This window comes from Ruegeria sp. B1, from assembly GCF_056535885.1.
The window spans coordinates 3,780,829-3,798,815 of sequence record NZ_JBQFJA010000001.1; the positions used below are offsets into that span (position 1 = coordinate 3,780,829).

The following is a 17,987-nucleotide window of genomic DNA, read 5'->3' on the forward strand; positions in this document are numbered from 1 at the left end:
CTCCTCAAATTTGCAGCTTACTGCGCTGCGACCGTCGGGCGGTCAGGTTCAACAGGTGCCATCAGGCTTTCAAAATGTTCGATTTGCGTGGCAGTGACTTTGGCCATCTGAGCGTTGGCCGCATGGGCCTTGTACCAATCAGCGGTCAGATCAATGGCCTCTTGCAGGGTCAGGCGCGGACGCCATCCCAGACGCGACTGTGCCTTTGTGCTGTCAAGCCGCAGGATGCCAGCTTCGTGCGGCGCGTCAGGTGCCTGCTCGGGGAACCTGAACACGGGCGCGCCTGCCCCCCAGGCGCGCCGGATCATGTCGGCCAGCTGCCGAACATCCACTGTGCTTGAGATATCTGGGCCGAAATTCCACGCCCCGGCATATGCCGCGCCGTCTGTTAGTATTTTCTCCGCAACTTGCAAGTAGCCGGACACGGGTTCTAAAACATGTTGCCAGGGGCGGATGCTGGCCGGGTTGCGGATCATAACCGGTTCGTCTTTCGCCCAAGCGCGGATGACATCTGGAACCAGCCGATCCTCGCCCCAGTCGCCGCCGCCGAACACGTTGCCCGCGCGGACCGTGGTCAGTTGCGGCCCCTGCGGGTCGCTAAAGAAGGAATGCGCGTAGGACTGCGCCACAAGTTCCGTCGCGGCTTTGGACGCGCTGTACGGGTCTTTCCCTCCCAGCGGGTCGTTTTCCCGGTAGCCCCACACCCATTCGCGATTGTCATAACACTTGTCACTGGTGATAACGACGATCACCTTGAGCGATCGCATCTTGCGCGCCGCTTCCAGCACATTCACCGTGCCCTGCACATTGGTGGCGAATGTTTCCGACGGGTCCCGGTACGACTTCCGAACCAGCGGTTGGGCCGCCATGTGAAAAAGGATCTCCGCATCCACATCTTGCAGCGTTTTGTTCAATGCCTCTGCTTCACGGATGTCGGCGAAACGGCTGTCGGTCACCGCAGCCAGATCGCAGGCGTCGTAAAAGCACGGCCCGGGTTCCGGTGGCAATGACAGACCGGTCACGTCAGCGCCCAGCCGGTTCAGCCAGAACGACATCCAACCGCCCTTGAAGCCGCTGTGCCCCGTAACAAGGACACGGCGGCCGTGGAACTGGCCGCCGAAGATCTGATCCTGAAGACCTTGCATTCTTACCTCAGATCGCCACCGGGTATTCTGCCGAAGCGCTCTCACCAAATTGCATCCACGGTGGCGTTTCTTCCTCACTCAGAGCGTTCAGGGCGTTGCGATCACGGATCGTGTCCATCGGATGCCAGAATCCGTCATGACGATAGGCCATCAATTCGCCATCGCGCGCCATTTGTGACAGCGGCGATTGCTCCAGCGGCTCCATGTCGTCGACCATGTAGTCCATGACGCCAGGCTCGAACACGAAATACCCGCCGTTGATCCACGTCTCGCGGCGGCGCACTTTTTCGGTGAACGCATCGACACGGTCGCCTTTGAGTTCGATGTTTCCGAACCGTGCGGGCGGCTGAACTGCGGTTACCGTGGCCAGCTTGCCATGGGATTTGTGGAAATCGATCAGCGCGTTGATGTCGACATTGCCCAGACCGTCGGAATAGGTGCACATGAACGTTTCACCCGGATCCAGCCAGTCCTTGAGGCGGCGGATACGGCCGCTGGTCATCGTGTGGGCGCCGGTGTCAACCACCGACACGTTCCAGCCACCTGGCGCCGAGGGCACCAGTTTCAATTCGCCGGTGTCCAGCGCGACCGAAATATTGTTCGCAATCAGGTGGTAATTCGCAAAGAACTGCTTGAGCAACAAAGCCTTATACCCTGCGGCAACGACAAAGTCGCGGTGGCCAAAATGGCTGTAAATATCCATGACCCGCGCAATGATTGGGCGGCCCCCAACCTCGACCATCGGCTTCGGTATCGAAACCGTTTCTTCGGCCAGCCTCGAGCCCAGTCCTCCTGCCAGAAGTACTGTCTTCATGTGTGCCACTCCCTCAAAAAACCTTTACTAAAATCTCTGCAGTTTCACGCCGGTGTCTTGCGTGTCGTTCGTCGTCTTGCTGGTGGGTTCATTCGCGTCTCATGCTCACTCTGCCACACCTGCATGTCGAGAGTATATCACACCCTGTCCATAGCGGTTATCCAACCCTTCTTTTTGCACTGCGGCGTAGCCGTTTGTTTCCGCATAGCGCAACAATGGAGCTTCAAGGGCGGAATCATATCCTAACAAGAAAGCGGCAGGCGGATTGGAATCAAACAGCGCCTGCAAGTCTTCTTCTCCGACCATCACGTATTGCTGCGCCAGATCCGGATCCGTGTAGGGGGCGATGCGATAGGCGAACGGCCCTGTGGCCAGTTCAGGATAGACCGGCAAATGGGCTTCAAGCGGATAGAGAGGCATCAGGGTCGCAACCGGCCCATCAGGACGGTCGCTTTCTGCCACAGCCTCGCTGAGAGCCTGACCGCCGTTGGCAATGCGCGTCGTGGTAAATCCATCCGGGTTTGCCAAGTTCAGCAATCCGGGTGCCAGCCGGGGTGCACCCAGCAGAAACAGCAACGCAAAACCTGCGGCACAAAGCGGTACGAGTTGTGCGCGTTTGTCCTGAGGCACCAGCCGATAGATCAAGGCCGCCAGCAATGGCAAAGTGATAAGAGGTTGGATGTAGTACTGTGGAAATCCGGGCGTCGGGACAAAACTGAACAGGGCCGTGACGCCCAATAAGACCAGAACCAGCAGAATCTGACCCAGCCCCGACCGGTCTCGCACCGCATTCACACCGCTTAGAACGGCCAAATAAAACAGGACCATGAGCCCGATCAGCGCCGCTCCGCTGAACCAGGTGGTATAAGCCAGCAGAACTTTACCCCCCATTCCCATGGCCAACCCGGGTTCAGAGGCGGCATTGGCCTGCCAATACGCGATATGAGGTCCGGTATGGAACTGCATCACATGCGCCAGAAACCCCGCCGGGTCCGCCCCAAGGTACCAGAACAGGGGGATTGCACCGACCAGGCCGCCAATGAGAACCGGGACAACAACGGTCCGAACTCTTTCAGAGAACCGCATGTGCCAGGGAAGAAGAAAGGCAGCGACCGCGATCGGCGGGATGAACATTGCCGCGCTGACTTTGATCCCGGCTGCGATGGACAAAAGCAGTCCGGACAACACCAGCAACAGAAATCTTGGGTGATCGCGCAGGGTTTCAACGATGAAAATCCCCAGACCCCAGATAACGAAAGGCAATGGAAGCAGGTTGTTGCTGGCGGCCATGCCGGCTTGGGTCTGCAAAGTTTCGTTGACCACCAGCGCCACGACAAAAAAGAGCGCCAGCACTCCTGAACCGGATATGCGCCAGATTGCCCATCCCACGCCAGATGCCAGCAGCAGCCAGGCGATGAACTGACCAAATCGGGCCGATGCCAACAGGCCCTCGCCCCCGAAAATCAGGTAAAAGCCTCTGTAATACCACGCCGAGTTTGGGACGTGATTGTAAAAGAAATCGCTGTAAAGGCTCCAAGACCCCAACAGCTCCGCAGGCGGCACAAACATCAGCTCGTCCCGACGCAGACCATACCCCATAATCCGCCCATAGAGCGCCGCGAACAAGACGACCAGTATGCCGGCGACCAGAACACGGGCGAGAACGGTGTCACCAAATCTTGGCGCCGTCTCGGTGCTCGCTCCGAAGTCTGGATCTGCGGATTGCGTCAATGAACCGCCTCCTGAAGGTTGGGGCGCAGGGCACGGGATATCAGGACATAGGACAGTACAACGGTTGGCCCGAGCGCAATGGCCTGCGCAAGATATGCGTCCAGCCTCAAATGCAGCAGCCCCCATAACAATGCCGCGTTAAAGGCATAGATCACAACATAAGATATCGCGTAGTACGGAAGCCGGCCATAGCCTTGCACATAAAACACGTAGCGGCCATGAACCTGAAAATTCCACAACACACCCACCACAAACTGAACGGCCAGTGCCATTTGTGGGTGGGCGCCGGTCCACACCAAAACAGAAAAAACAGCGTAGCCGAAAAGCGTGTTCACGACGCCCGCGCCCAGAAATCTGAAAATACGATCCCAGCTGGCCTGAAATTGGCTGCGGGCGTCGGACGGACTTAATCCTGACATTTCAAACCACGCTCCGAAGAGCCCTTTTTCATTCATACTGCCGGCGGCCGGGGGGACAGGCCGCCGGATCAAATTGCATTAAACTATAGTTTTAGCGACCGCCGTTGATGGTTTCCAACGCGTCTTGCTTTTGAAATCCACTTGCAAGGTTCTCGGTCGGGACCGCCTGAAGCTTGGGCTTGGCAGGACGTTCCAAGAGATCCTTGGCCTCGATCGGGCGCAAGCCGTTGGCGCCATAACCGGGAACCAGTTCTTTCAGCAGTTTCTTGACCGCCAGATCGTTCCCTTCATGTGCCGCTTGTTCCAACTTGAGGATCGAGGCGCGCAAACGGGCCGCCGAGATGCCTTCCGGGATCGCCGAGGACACGCCGGGAATACCGCTATCGCGGTGATCTTCGGTAACGTCGAACAGTTCCTCATACAGCTTTTCGCCCTGGCGAATACCGATGAACTTGATGTCGACATCTTCATAGGGCACGAGACCCGCAAGGCGGATCATCCGTTCGGCCAGATCAACGATCTTGACCGGACGGCCCATGTCGAGAACAAAGATCTCGCCATGGCTGTTTTCGAGGTTCAGACCCTTAGCCGCAGCCACAAGCGTTAGTTGGACGGCTTCGCGAATGGTCATGAAGTACCGTTCCATCTTGGGGTCGGTCACGGTCAGAGGACCGCCTTCGGAAATCTGGCGCTGGAACAGTGGGATAAGTGAGCCGGACGAGCCCAACACGTTGCCGAAACGCACCGAGAAGAAGCGCGTCTTTTCATCCGTTTCATTGGTCACACGGTCCTGCGCCTGCGCGTAGAACTCAGCGACACGCTTGGTCGCGCCCATCACGCTGGTGCTGTTGACGGCTTTGTCGGTCGACACCTGGACCATCGCGATGGCCCCCACGTTACGGGCGGCATCAGACACGTTGCGGGTTCCGATCACATTGGTCAGAACGCCTTCGCAGGGGTTCAGTTCGACCATGGGCACATGTTTCAGAGCCGCAGCATTGAACACCAGTTCCGGGCGATGACGCTCAAAGATCGAGTTGACCCGGTCCGCGCTGCGGATATCGGCCACATAGATACGGCGCGCCACTTCTGGGAAGTTCTGGCTCAGGTCCATGTCGATCGAATAGGCGTTGTACTCGCAGTTTTCGATCATCACGATTTCAGCGGGTTCAAACGATGCGATCTGACGAGTCAGTTCGCTGCCGATCGATCCACCTGCACCGGTGACCAGGATGCGGCGTCCCTGGAACATTTCCCGGAGCATCGAACGTTCGACCGCTTTCTGCGGGCGGTCGAGAATGTCCTCGGGGTTGACCGTGCGGATGCCTGAGTTTTCGGTGCCAAGCTCTTCCAACCCGGTTAGGCGCGATACGGTAATGCTGTTTGCCTCGGCCCAGCGGGTCAGTTTGCGAATGCCGTCACTTTCGAAATGCGTGACCGGTTCGGTCAGCAGAACACGCTGGGGCAACTCGTCATAGAACTTAAGGCGTTCGATTACCGCGTCCGCGTCCAGCAGAGAGCCGATGATCTTGACGTCATGGAAATAGAGGCCCTGTGTATTGCGGGCGTCATCAATGATACCAACAGGCTCGTATTTGGATTCAGTGTTGCGCAGTGAGCGCACGAACAGGTCACAGCTGGCACCGGTTCCAACCAGGATGACCGGGATTTTGCCGTCGGCGCGGGCCGCACGACCCTGAACCTTGCGCTTGAATTCAGTGCTGCGTGCCAATACCCGCAGGGCCCCAAAGGCTGGAACGATCAGGAAAAACTGGATGACATAGACCGCCAACGGAACCTGTGCCGTGACCTGAACCGCCGTGCTCAGCAGGGCCAGCACCCCAACGCACAGGGCGGATGCGCGCACAATCAGGGTTACATCCCGCAACGATGTGGACCGTGTGTGACGTTTATACAGGCCGGACATTGGCAAAATGGCCAATGCCACCAGACACGACATGACGGCCAACGGAATTAACAGCGCTGCTGACTGAGCGGGCAACACGCCCCCATTGGCCAGAACCACAGCCATCATGACGGAAATGGCCGAGGCCACAACATCGCCGATCACGAGACGGCGGTTAGCGCTCAGTTCGTTGAGCTTTTGCTTCAAAATCGAGACAAGGTCGCCCAACTTCAAATCGGAATCGGCCACATTGTCCTTAACGGACGCATTTTTGAGCTTAACAAACTCACGCTCATACATAACTCTGTACTCCGGCGTATAAATTGCCCATTACCACTCGACTCAAAGAAACGGGTCGATGAAAGCTGTCCCGTTCTCAAAGCCGCACTCTTCCGCCGACGCATACCAAGTGTCAGCAAGTTTGACTTATTTCACTTGAAGTCCCCACACCGGTCGCAAGTGCGTGAAATATACGCTCCTGAAACCAAGACCCCCCTTCTCACTCTTACAAACCAAACACCAAAAATCAGGCCAGCTTTTGAATTGGCCCATGCCGTATCAATGTAGGTCAACGGTACCACAGCAAAAAGGGGATCAAAATGCTTTTTTCACCTTGCAGACACCAATCGACCAAAGAATTGCCTTATTTCCCAGTGTTCGCCTACTGTTCGCGCAGTTCACAAAATCCGGATATAGTTCCCGAAAGCCCACCACGGCTTCGCTGATAGTTAGTTTTTGTTTCCAATGCGGAAACTTAGCGGGTCTCGGAGGTGGCGCGGCGTTCAGTTGATTCGCGCCTGCCAGCCGAAACAGACAATGACCACGCCCGCGACAGCCCCGGTTGAGATCGCTCGATCTGCTCGACGTCATCCGCGTAGAACTCGGCCAGTTTCCGGGCTAGGTCGTCGGGCAGCGGTGGATACTTAACCTGCCGTGCAATTCTATTGCGCAGAGACCGCACGGGCCACGTGTGGCGCACCGGATCCAGCACCCGCCGAACCGGCGCAAGCGCTTTGCGCAGCGGCAGCGGCACCATCGGGGCGTTCTTGTCCTTCACCCGCCTTTGGACCGGTGGCTCCAGTTTTGTGGCGACTCCAAGATGCGCCCTGACCTTATCCAAATTGCCGGTCGGATTGCTGCGAATGTCCTCATAAGCCAGCAACAGGATCCGATCTTTTGGAAACAAGTCATAAAAGCGCATCAAGTGGTGCGCGTACCGACCGTCCGCTATGAACCGCTGATCCGCCGCGCGGGCCGGGTCAAGGTAATCTTCGATCCGACCTGACACCTCACCCCGGCGAAACAGCATGCAATAGTCGGAATAGGCCCGTTGCACCGGATCGCGCATTTGCAGGATCAGGTGCGCATCCGGTGCAAAATCGCGAATGCGCGACGCGGCTTGAGGCACGGTCAGGTATGAGTTGGATTTCTCGCCGATCAGCGTGGCGTCTTCGCTGACATCGAACTGATCCCGATACCAGTCAGGGCCCCTGTCATACTCGCGCGAGAAGAAATGAAGCTCGGGACCCGGCATGTAGATGGACCGGGTTTGGGTCAGCGATTGCTGCAACCAAGTGGTGGCGCATTTCGCAGCACCAATAATCAGAAAATCGACCGTGCGGTCCGCGGACAATGTCATGATAATAATCTTAAACCAATAAGCTTAGGAAAAGACCCCTGACGACCAAAGCTGTCAATTTGAGGTCAAAACAGTTCTCCTGATGACTTCGATCGTGTCACCGGGTTGGACAAGATCGGTCCCTTTAACGCGGTTTGTTTGGTTGTCATCACCGCGCGTCACGACAAACTCTATGATCGTCTCGCTGGCAACATCATCCTCGCTGAGGAACCCGGCGGCCGCCAGTTCTCCGTGCAACGTGGTCGCTGTTTCCAGTCGCGTTTTTAGTGACGCCAGTTCGCTTTCGACCTTGTTCAACTGTACCAGCGAATCCGAGCGGGCGTTGTCATCCAGTTCCAGCCCATCCCGTTCCGCGCGGTTCAGTTCCTGCCGCGCGATCAACAGCGCGACCTCCTGATCCAGACGCTTGGATTCTAGATCGTTCAGCAGATTGGTCATGGTGGTCACCCGGTTCGAGACAGTCAGACCTTTTTCCTTGAGCGAGGTGAGGTTATCCAGCTCTTTGGTCACGTTTTCGATCTGGGTGTTGCGCAGTTCCAGTTGGATCGTCAGGCTCGAGATTTGCTCTTTCAGCAGACCTTGCAAGTCTTCTATGCGCTCGCCCAACCCCTGTCGCGCCGCCAGGGTCGCTTCCAGGATTTCGCCTTCCAGCCCCTCGGGAAACTCCGGAAGTTCGTCGGCATTTTCTTCACTTTCCAGGATCGCAAGGTCCGCAACCAGCCGTTGCCGTTCTTGTTCCAGTTCTTCGATCTGTGTGGCCAACAGACGAATCTCGCCACCCATGCGCAGGATCTGAAAGTCATTGCTGGACGAGAATTGGATCGGGGGACGAATGGGGCCACCTGCCAGCGCCAGAATTTGCTGTGCCGTCATGCCAAGGTGAAAATCGTAGGCGCCCGGCGAATTTACGTCGCCCAGTACATATACCGGAAGATGCCCAACCACCTCCAATGCAATTCGAGGCGGTTCTGCCATACCGATTTGACGGCGGAATTTCAGTTCTAACAAAGCGGCCAGTTCTGCTGGCGTGTGGCCCTCGGCCTCCACCTGACCAACGAGGGGGACCATCATGGTGCCGTCTCCGGCAATGGCATATTCGCCGGTCACACCATCCCAGCTGACATAGGTTGTCGAAGGTGCATCCCACCGCATCGCCTTGAGCGACAACCGGTCCTGCGGCAGCAGGCGATAGCCCTCGGCCCAGACCGACGTGGCCACCAGTGCCGCAATCAAAAACAACGCTCTGAAACAGCTTTGCAAAACTCTGTCTCCCAACTCACTAAACTCGCAGATCACACAACAACATCGACTTGTCGGGGTATACACTGCGCTACAATACAAACACCCGATGCCGCGCCTTAAAAGACTTTGGGGCGTGGCCCCCTGTCAATGAAGCTAGTCACAGTCCTTTCGGCTGGCAAGTGAAACAGCCCGACCGTCAGGAATACCCGGCCTTGCTGTAGTCGCTGTAATAAGAATATGTGCCGTAGCCGTATTTCCTTTGTTTGTCCAAATCGACATCGTTCACGAGGGTAGCCGTTGCCTCAATCCCGTGCATGTCCAGTTTCTCAAACGCGTCCTGCAACTCTTCTACGCGCGTCCGACCCCAACGTATCACAAACAGCGTGCTGTCGATCAGTGTTCCGATCCGGCAAGCGTCATTGACCACAAGAATAGGCGGCGTATCCACCAACACCAAATCGTAACTGGGGTCGATCCGCGATTTTAGGTCGCTCAGCATTGATGCCTCATCCCTCACCGACGCTTCGGACCGGATCGAGACGCTCAGCAATGAAATTGCACCGTCGGGTATCCCATCGATCTCGAGCGCTTTGGGTTGTGCCTTTCCGCTTGCTGCATCCTCCAGAGGCTGTGCGGCGTAAGATGTCGTCAGCGTCCTGCTCGCCCCGAGACGATAAGAGTCGAGATCCAGAACGAGCACTTTTAAACCTTCGCGTGCCGCCGCCAACGCAATCGATACTGCAACTGTGGATTTGCCCTCACCGGGTAGACCGGACGTCACCATCACCACGCGCCCGAGACCTTCGCGATTGAACCAGAGAGTCAGAAAGTTTCGCAACGCTTCGGCATATGGCGAACGCGGGTTCTCTAAGAAAAAGGGAACAAGCTCTTGCCGTTTGTCGAACATGTTGCGTTTCTTGATCTTTGGCAGAAACCCATAGTTGACGGTGCCAACCGAATTGGAGATTTGGCTGTCGCTCCAGACCCTCGTATTCAGCGCTTCCAGCAGGCCCACAACCAATACGGACAGAAACGCCCCGATAAGAAGACCGCCACCCAAGATAACATAGGGGTTCGGCCAGAAGGGACGGGTCGGGATTCGGGCAATGGTGACCTGCCGTGCACCCTCCGCGACAAATTGCAGTTGGGTCTCCAGTTCGTTCAGCCGCTCGATCGAGTTTTGGTAGCGGGACCGAAGCAACTCCAGAGACCGCTCCATACCAATAAGGCGCAATTCTGCCCGCGAACGTTCCAGCAATTCAGCACGCGCAAGATCCAGTTCCGCCTTAAGCTCCTCTGCCTCGTCTGCCGCGCCCTCGTCCGCTGAAATGACGTCATAAATCGCCTGCAATCGTTCTATGTCCGCACGTTGACGATCCGGCAGGGTCTCATCGTCCAGATTGTTTTCCCGGACAAATGCGGCCAGCGAGATCTCATCCGTCGACAATTCCTCTCCCAATTGGGTGACACGAGCCCGAAGAAACTCAATTGACCGGGTTATCCCGGCCTGCCGGTCCTGGTCGCTTTCAGCGATATAGGTTTCAGCAACGGTATTGGCGATTTCCGCTGCGAGCAGCGCGTCGTTTGACTCGGCTTCAATCTTGATGGCCAGACTCTCGCCCTGGCGCACGATATTGTATGAGCCGAGTAACTTGTCGATGACCTGCTCGCGTCGCAGCTCGACGGGGATCGGCTGATCGGGTGGCGCGGGGGGCATAAACACAGCGTTGTCATACAGGTCCATGGCCTGCGCCACGTCCGCTGCGAACTCTCGCGATCGTAGAATATCCAGCTGAGTTTCAATCGCGACACGCGACAACTCGAAAGATTCGAGTTGCACATCCGTTGTCCTGACCCTCGTGTCCAACTGCGCCATCACAACAGTCGCTTGGGCGCTGTATCGGGGTTCCAACCGGTTGAGAACGAAATAGGCGATCACAAGAAACAGCAGGCAAATGCCTGCCATCAAAAGCGCATGCCGTCGGAGCACGGTCCAGATCATCGGGCGCGCGAAACGTTCAAATTGATTAGCCTGATAGGTTCGTTCGAGATTATCTGGCACTGCTCTTTCCAGTTAAAGAATTACTTTGCTCCGTCGGTCGGATACGATGTCGCGCCCCGCCCGGCCAGAGCCTTTTATTCCGGCGTCGTGTTGTCAGGAAATTTCTCCATCCACCTTTGCGCAATTGAACCGATATCTTGGGATATTCGCAAGACGCAGAAGTAGGTGCGATCGGATTTGTCGGACCAAGCGGTCAAAACCGGGGTCAACACAATGGAATTAAATGATTTTCCGTATTTTTCGCGCGCCGTCGTCCGTCAGTTCTGCTATCGGAAACAATGATTGTGGATAGCTCGAATCGTTGAGCAAGCACCTCGAATTACCGCACGTGTCTGCCGATCCAGAACCCATGGCGACTTGATTCGACGATTGGTGTCCAGAATTCTTGCAAATCAGATCCAATTCGAACAGATTGAGAGCGCTCGCCACTTTTGGTCGCGTGGGCATGCGTTTTCTCGTCAACTCTGGGCGACGAATTGTTAAGTGATTTCGATGTGGCGCGGCCCGCCGCGTAGTATTGAGTTGGGTTGAATTGTGAACAGACTGCCGGAAATTCTGCTGTGCGTCGTCCTTGGGGCTGTTGCCCTGCCGTTTTTCCTGATTGCCTGCTTGATCGTCCTGTGGTCTGTCGGCGCACCTCTGATGTTTTCGCAGCCTCGTTGCGGGATTGGAGGGCGTGTTTTTCACCTTTTCAAACTCCGAAGCATGTCCGAGGCGTGCGGCCCCGATGGGGAACTACTACCGGATGATCAGCGACAAACGCGCGCCACAGCGCTCATCCGGCGGTTGCGGCTGGATGAAATTCCGCAGCTTGTTTTGATTCTGCAAAACCGGATGGCGTTGGTTGGTCCGCGCCCGTTGTTGCCGGAAACGATCCAGAGCTTTGGGTCGAGGGGTCAATATCGCTGTTCTGTCCGACCGGGATTGACCGGCTGGGCGCAGGTCAGTGGCAACACCAATCTCAGCAATGAGGAAAAGCTGACCCTGGATCTCTGGTATGTTGCGCACCGATCATTGGCGTTGGACTTGCGCATCCTCTATGAGACAATCGGCGTTGCGATCCGAGGAGAGCGTCGCAGAACAGACCGCATTGCAACGGCCACCCAATGGCTGAGGGACCATCCCCCCGCACAGTCAAACCTGCAGGAGACACCGGCATGAAAACCGTTCTGGTTGGCGCGGTGGAAACCTCGCACGCTGCTTTGGTGTCGATTTGCGCAGCCGGTCATGCGCCGGATCTGGTGATGACATTGCCGCCGCACCTGGCCCATCGCCATTCCGACTTTGTGGACCTTGGTATCGTCGCAAAACGCTATGGCGTGCCGGTGTCCTATATCGAAAAGACCAATGCGCCAGAAACACTTGAGCAGATCAGGGCGGTGCAGCCCGACCTGTTGCTGGTCATTGGATGGTCGCAGCTATGCGGACCGGAGTTTCGGGCGATTCCGCGGATCGGGTGTATCGGATTTCACCCATCTGCCCTGCCCCGCCTGCGCGGGCGCGGGGTGATCCCATGGACGGTTCTTTTGCAGGAACGGAATGTCGGATCATCCCTGTTCTGGCTGGGTGAAGGCGCCGATGACGGGCCCATTGCAGCCCAGGCGCGATACGCGGTGGACCCTGAAACCGTAACGGCCCGAGACTTGTATGACCGATCTCTGCGCGCGGTATCCGGCTTGCTGCCCCCTCTGTTGGAGCAGATTGCCGTGGGGGACATTCCACGCGAGCCGCAGCCGCAGACTGGCATCAGCGTCTGCGCGCGCCGCCGACCCGAAGACGGGTTGATCGACTGGTCCAAACCGGCGGCTGATATCGACCGTCTGATCCGCGCCTCTGGCCCGCCCTACCCCGGTGCTTTCACCTTTGCGCCGGACGGCGGTCAATTGGTTGTGACGCGTGCCCGGCACACCCAGCCGGACGGCTACTATATAGGTTTGCCCGGTCAGGTGCAGGACATCGATGATCAGGGGTTCACGGTGGCCTGCGGCGATGGCCGATGTCTTGATATTCTGGAGTGGTCCGGTGCCGACGTGCCGCCGCCTCTGCACTCGAAACTGGGAAAGACGTGATGATTACAACCGATTTGATCAGCGCGGGCGCAGGTCCCGCCCTTGTCGTTGCGCCGCATCCCGATGACGAGATTTTGGGTGCTGGCGGCACCATCGCGCGGCTTGTCGATGCAGGTCGCGAGGTCCATGTGGTTGTCGTCACCCGGGCTAAACCGCCCAAGTTCAGAGATGAGGACACCGAGATCACGCGCGCCGAAGCCCGCCGGTCCCATGCCTTTCTGGGTGTAACCAAGACACATTGGTTAGATTTCACGGCTGCCGAGTTGTCGGAGCAACCGCATTCTGATCTGAATGCAGGCCTTGGGTCACTGGTGCGCGAGTTAGGCGCTGATTTGATCCTGGCGCCGCATCCGGGTGATATCCATATGGACCACCAGTTGACCTTTCTGTCCAGTCTTGTGGCCAGCCGACCGCATCAGGACAAGTACCCGGCCACCATCGCGGCCTACGAGACCTTGTCCGAGACAAACTGGAATGCGCCGTACCTGACACCCCCCTTTGTGCCGAATATTTTTGTGGACATTTCAGAGACGCTGGAGCGTAAACTGGAGGCGTTCCGCCTGTTCGAAAGCCAAGCCAAGCAACCGCCTCACGAGCGGTCGGTGGAAAGCCTGCGTGCATTGGCAACACTGCGCGGGGCCACCGTTCATCGCCATGCCGCCGAAGGGTTCGTGTTGGTTCGAACGGTCGTTTAGTAGGAGGTTACCGATGTCTTCATGGCCCATTTACGATCAGGAACAGATTGACGCAGTCAGTCAGGTCCTGGCCTCCGGCAAGGTCAACGCATGGACCGGCCCGGATGTTCGCGCGTTCGAAGATGAATACCGCGCATACACCGGCGCCAAACACACGATCGCGATGGCGAATGGCACAGTGACGTTAGACGGGGCCCTGCATGTGCTGGACCTTGATCCCGGCGACGAGGTCATCGTGACACCCCGCAGTTTCATCGCGTCTGCCAGTTCGGTGATGTTGGCCGGTGGAAGGCCTGTGTTTGCCGATGTCGATCCGGTGACGCAGAACTTGACGGTCGAAACGATCGCGCCTTTGATCACATCCCGCACGCGCGGGATTATCCCGGTACATCTTGGTGGATGGCCCTGCGACATGAACGCGATCATGGATTTGGCCCGCGCCCATGATCTGTGGGTGATCGAGGATTGCGCACAGGCGCATGGTGCCATGATCGGAGACCGGCATGTCGGCACCATCGGCACGTTCGGGTCCTTTTCCTTTTGCCAGGACAAGATCATGACAACCGGGGGCGAAGGCGGCCTGTTGCTCACCAATGACGATGACCTCTGGTCGCGGGTCTGGAGCTACAAGGATCACGGCAAAGGCTATGATACCGTTTTCAACAAGCCCCACCCGCCGGGCTTTCGCTGGCTGCACGACTCTGGCCCGGGAACCAACCTGCGGATGACCGGTCCTTCGGCCGCGCTTGGGCGCGTGCAGTTGAGGCGACTGAATGAATGGCGCGCCCACCGTACGGCAAACGCCGAAATCCTCATGGACGCGTTATCGGGGTGTCCCGCCTTCCGCGTACCGATCCCACCAGAGGGTTTGACGCATGCTTACTATCGGTTCTACGCATTTGTGCAACCGCAGGCTTTGGCTTCCGGTTGGTCTCGCGACCGGATCATCGCCGAGATTACTGAGGCTGGTTTTCCCGCGTTTTCAGGCAGTTGCTCCGAGATTTATTTGGAAGAGACGTTCCGCAAAAACGGGTTGGGACCAGCCGAACGCCTGCCCGTGGCGCAGGAGCTTGGCGAAACCAGTCTCGCCTTCCTCGTTGATCCGGGATGTAGTTTGGAACACACCGCACGTCTTGCCCAGATGGTTCGCGATGTGGGCAACCGGGCGCTTGCAACGCGGAAGGCCGGATAAATGATCCTGCACGTGGTCACGGATTTCTCGACCCAGGGCGGCGCACAAGCGATGCTGGCGCGCCTGCTGGCGCATTCGGGTGAGAAGGCCGTGGTCGTGGCCCTGACCGAAGTGTCGGATCGCTGCCGGTCGATGGCAGCGAATGACAAGGTCGAATATGTGTCGCTGCACGCAAGGTCGCCATTGGCTTTCCCAGCAGCGATCTGGCGCATCGCCAGTCTGATCCGTACCCACAAACCCGATGTCGTGTTGTGCTGGATGTATCATGCGATGGTTGTCGGATTGATTGCCGAGATTCTGTCGATGCGGCGCGTTCCGGTGATCTGGACGGTGCGTCAGGCACTGGACGACCCGGCCGCCTTTACCCGCAGCACGCGGATCGCAGTAAGACTGTCTCGGAAGCTGTCGCGGTTTTGCGCGGGGATCATATACAACTCGACCCGCGCGTTGGAGCAACACACCAAGTATGGTTTTGCCGATGCACATGTCTCGGTCATACCCAACGGATTCAACCTGCCCGACGCACCAGAATCTCGTAGCGGACCGGCGCGTGTCATCGGGCTTGCGGCCCGGTTCCATCCACAAAAAGACTTTGGGACGTTCTTTCGCGCCTTCGCGCTCGCGCGGCATACCGTGCCCGATCTATCAGCGCGCCTTGCCGGAGAAAATGTGACATCGGAGAACGAGGCGCTGCGTGAGTTGATTGCAGAAAACAATCTGCCCGAGGACAGCGTTACCCTGTGCGGCGATTTGCACGACATGCGGACGTTCTACAATGACATTGACCTGCTGGTTCTGTCATCGCGCACCGAAGGATTCCCAAATGTTGTCGCCGAAGCCATGAGCTTTGGTCGACCAGTCGTGACAACGGATGTGGGCGATGCGGCGCGTATTGTGGATGACGCCCGCCTGATTGTGCCCGCGCAGGATGTGCAGGCTCTGGGTCAGGCTCTTGTCGAAGCCGCGCAATGGTCCCCGCAGGACTACGTGGCGCGCAGCCAGGCCGCGCGGGAACGGATCGCAAATAACTACTCCCTGGCTGCGATTGCCCGGGCCTATGATGACGTTCTGCAAGGTCCTGCGGGCCAGCCGGGGTCTTCAACGGCCCCGCATACCGGATAGAAAGTCAGGCTCATGTGCGGCATTGCTGGATATCTTGCATTCCAACCTATCGGCGTCGAGGCTGGCACGGCTGCGCTCAAGGCGATGTGCGACAGTATCGAGCATCGCGGCCCGGATGCCGACGGGATGTTTGTCGATTCCGATGCAGGTGTTGCGTTGGGTCACCGGCGCTTGTCCATCGTTGATTTGTCAGAAACCGGCGCTCAACCCATGACCTCGCCCAGCGGGCGGTTTTGCATCGTCTACAACGGCGAAATCTACGGGTTTCTCGACCTGCGCCAGAAATTGATCGAACAGGGTGTCTCGTTCCGGGGCACGTCGGATACCGAGGTCCTGTTGGCTTCGATGGATCTGTGGGGCATTCGCAGGACACTGGAACTGGCGCATGGCATGTTTGCCTTTGCGGTGTTCGACCGACAAAAGAACCGAGTTGTCTTTGCGCGCGACCGGCTGGGTAAGAAGCCACTGTATCTGGGCGTAAAGGGCGGCCATTTGCTGTTTGGTTCAGAATTGAAGGCCCTGCGCAGCCATTCCGCATTCGGAACGCCCGAGGCTGACAGGCGGGCACAGGCGCAGTATGTGCGCTATGCGTTTGTTCCGGCACCTTTGACGATTTACCGGGATGTGATGAAGCTGCCCGCTGGCACAATGGTCGAGGTTGACCTGAACGCTCCGCCAACATCGTCCGAAGATCTGGTCGAAGGGTTGGAGACCTTCTGGGACCTCAGCGAGCGGGTGGAGGCCGGACGGGCGAACCCCTACAACACCGAAGCACAAGCCCTGGCCGGAATCGAGGATGCGCTGCATGCGGCAGTTGGCGAACGTATGGTCGCGGACGTCACCGTTGGCACGTTCCTTTCGGGCGGGATCGATTCCAGCCTGATCACCGCGATGATGCAGGAGCAATCGAACAGCAAAGTCATCAGCTTTACGGTCCGCTTCGATCATGATGCCACCAACGAGGCCGATCATGCGGCGGCCATCGCACAACATCTGGGCACCGACCATCATGAGGTAACGGCAACCCCACAAATGGCCTTTGATCTGTTGCAGACGTTGCCTCACGTCTACGACGAACCGTTTGCCGATCCTTCGGCCTTTCCGACGCTGTTGGTTTCGCAACTGGCGCGCGCGCAGCTCAAGGTGGTGATGTCCGGCGATGGCGGGGATGAATCCTTTGGAGGATATGAGCGGTATGTGCGCATGATGGCGATGGAACGCCTGAGTGCCAAACTGCCCGGCCCGGCGGTTTCGGCCCTGGCAGCCTCACCCGCATTTGTAACGCAAGCGGCGGCAAGGGTTCTCCAGCCGCTCGCTCCGGCGAACATGCGCGATCAGGTCACCCCGGACCGCTTGTCCAAGGTGGCTTCAATCGCGCGCCACCCGGATTTCCGCAGCCGTTACAACGCTTTGTTCACGCTGTGGGAGCCCCCAAGCGCCGATTGTCTGGGTGCCTTTCGAGCACATCAGATACCAGACGGGTTGACACCGCAGGACACCATGATGCTGCTGGATTCAGAACTGTACCTGCCCGAGAGCATTCTGGTGAAAGCCGACCGCGCATCGATGTCGGTGGGTTTGGAGGTGCGCGCGCCGTTGCTGGACTACCGTGTTGTAGAAGCGGCGTGGCGGTCGCCGGCGTCGCTCCGCTACGATGGCAAATCCGGCAAGGTTGCGCTGCGACACCTGTTGGACAAACGCGTGCCGAAGGCTTTGTATGACCGGCCCAAACAGGGCTTTGGCATACCGCTGAACGATTGGTTGCGCGGCCCGTTGAAATCGGTCGCGCAAGAGGTGTTTTCCGCTGACACAACGGTTGGTGAGATTTTTGGCCGCGCGCAACTCAACAAACGGTGGAACGAGCACTTGGCCGGTACACGCAATTGGGGGCCCCATCTGTGGGTCGCGCTGATGTACCATTTCTGGCAGGAGGAATGGCTGCGCTGACCGC

14 protein-coding genes are annotated in these 17,987 nt (G+C 57.8%); 6 read left to right on the top strand and 8 right to left on the bottom strand.

Annotated elements, in window-relative coordinates; all coding sequences use genetic code 11:
- Positions 1–17: 17 nt before the first annotated feature.
- The 8 genes from rfbG to ACR3ES_RS18760 form a co-directional block, all read right to left on the bottom strand.
- Positions 18–1,145 carry a CDP-glucose 4,6-dehydratase gene (rfbG, locus tag ACR3ES_RS18725; protein ID WP_170434633.1) on the bottom strand — a complete coding sequence of 376 codons (1,128 nt, stop codon included), beginning with the start codon at positions 1,143–1,145 and terminating at the stop codon, positions 18–20.
- Between the two features lie 7 nt (positions 1,146–1,152).
- On the bottom strand, positions 1,153–1,959 hold the full coding sequence (gene rfbF / locus ACR3ES_RS18730; protein ID WP_170434630.1) for a glucose-1-phosphate cytidylyltransferase: 807 nt from the start codon (positions 1,957–1,959) through the stop codon (positions 1,153–1,155).
- A 105-nt stretch (positions 1,960–2,064) separates the two neighbouring features.
- Entirely contained in the window at positions 2,065–3,690 is a 1,626-nt protein-coding gene (locus ACR3ES_RS18735; RefSeq protein ID WP_480424172.1) for a hypothetical protein, read from the bottom strand.
- Positions 3,687–4,109: a GtrA family protein gene (locus ACR3ES_RS18740; protein ID WP_170434626.1), complete on the bottom strand. Its 423-nt coding sequence runs from the start codon at positions 4,107–4,109 to the stop codon at positions 3,687–3,689. The genes ACR3ES_RS18735 and ACR3ES_RS18740 overlap by 4 nt, the downstream gene beginning before the upstream one ends.
- A gap of 91 nt (positions 4,110–4,200) precedes the next feature.
- Positions 4,201–6,315 (bottom strand): nucleoside-diphosphate sugar epimerase/dehydratase, encoded by a 2,115-nt coding sequence (locus tag ACR3ES_RS18745; RefSeq protein ID WP_170434624.1) that lies wholly within the window; start codon positions 6,313–6,315, stop codon positions 4,201–4,203.
- A gap of 454 nt (positions 6,316–6,769) precedes the next feature.
- Positions 6,770–7,654 carry a sulfotransferase family protein gene (locus tag ACR3ES_RS18750; RefSeq protein WP_170434623.1) on the bottom strand — a complete coding sequence of 295 codons (885 nt, stop codon included), beginning with the start codon at positions 7,652–7,654 and terminating at the stop codon, positions 6,770–6,772.
- A 54-nt stretch (positions 7,655–7,708) separates the two neighbouring features.
- A complete protein-coding gene (locus tag ACR3ES_RS18755; RefSeq protein ID WP_170434621.1) occupies positions 7,709–8,887 on the bottom strand; it encodes a polysaccharide biosynthesis/export family protein in 1,179 nt (392 codons plus the stop codon).
- A 205-nt stretch (positions 8,888–9,092) separates the two neighbouring features.
- Positions 9,093–10,958, bottom strand: a complete 1,866-nt coding sequence (locus ACR3ES_RS18760; RefSeq protein WP_170434618.1) for a nucleotide-binding protein — start codon at positions 10,956–10,958, stop codon at positions 9,093–9,095.
- 534 nt (positions 10,959–11,492) lie between these two features.
- Here ACR3ES_RS18760 and ACR3ES_RS18765 point away from each other — a divergent pair.
- Genes ACR3ES_RS18765 through asnB form a run of 6 tightly spaced genes read left to right on the top strand, consistent with a single transcriptional unit; the run spans position 11,493 to position 17,983 of the window.
- On the top strand, positions 11,493–12,119 hold the full coding sequence (locus tag ACR3ES_RS18765) for a sugar transferase (RefSeq protein WP_480424175.1): 627 nt from the start codon (positions 11,493–11,495) through the stop codon (positions 12,117–12,119).
- Positions 12,116–13,027: a formyltransferase family protein gene (locus tag ACR3ES_RS18770; RefSeq protein ID WP_170434616.1), complete on the top strand. Its 912-nt coding sequence runs from the start codon at positions 12,116–12,118 to the stop codon at positions 13,025–13,027. The genes ACR3ES_RS18765 and ACR3ES_RS18770 overlap by 4 nt, the downstream gene beginning before the upstream one ends.
- Positions 13,027–13,722, top strand: a complete 696-nt coding sequence (locus ACR3ES_RS18775) for a PIG-L deacetylase family protein (protein ID WP_170434614.1) — start codon at positions 13,027–13,029, stop codon at positions 13,720–13,722. The genes ACR3ES_RS18770 and ACR3ES_RS18775 overlap by 1 nt, the downstream gene beginning before the upstream one ends.
- Before the next feature lie 13 nt (positions 13,723–13,735).
- Entirely contained in the window at positions 13,736–14,914 is a 1,179-nt protein-coding gene (locus tag ACR3ES_RS18780) for a DegT/DnrJ/EryC1/StrS family aminotransferase (RefSeq protein WP_170434612.1), read from the top strand.
- A complete protein-coding gene (locus ACR3ES_RS18785) occupies positions 14,915–16,036 on the top strand; it encodes a glycosyltransferase (protein WP_170434610.1) in 1,122 nt (373 codons plus the stop codon).
- Between the two features lie 12 nt (positions 16,037–16,048).
- Complete coding sequence (gene asnB / locus ACR3ES_RS18790) at positions 16,049–17,983, top strand: asparagine synthase (glutamine-hydrolyzing) (protein ID WP_170434608.1); 1,935 nt, start codon at positions 16,049–16,051, stop codon at positions 17,981–17,983.
- Positions 17,984–17,987 lie beyond the last annotated feature (4 nt).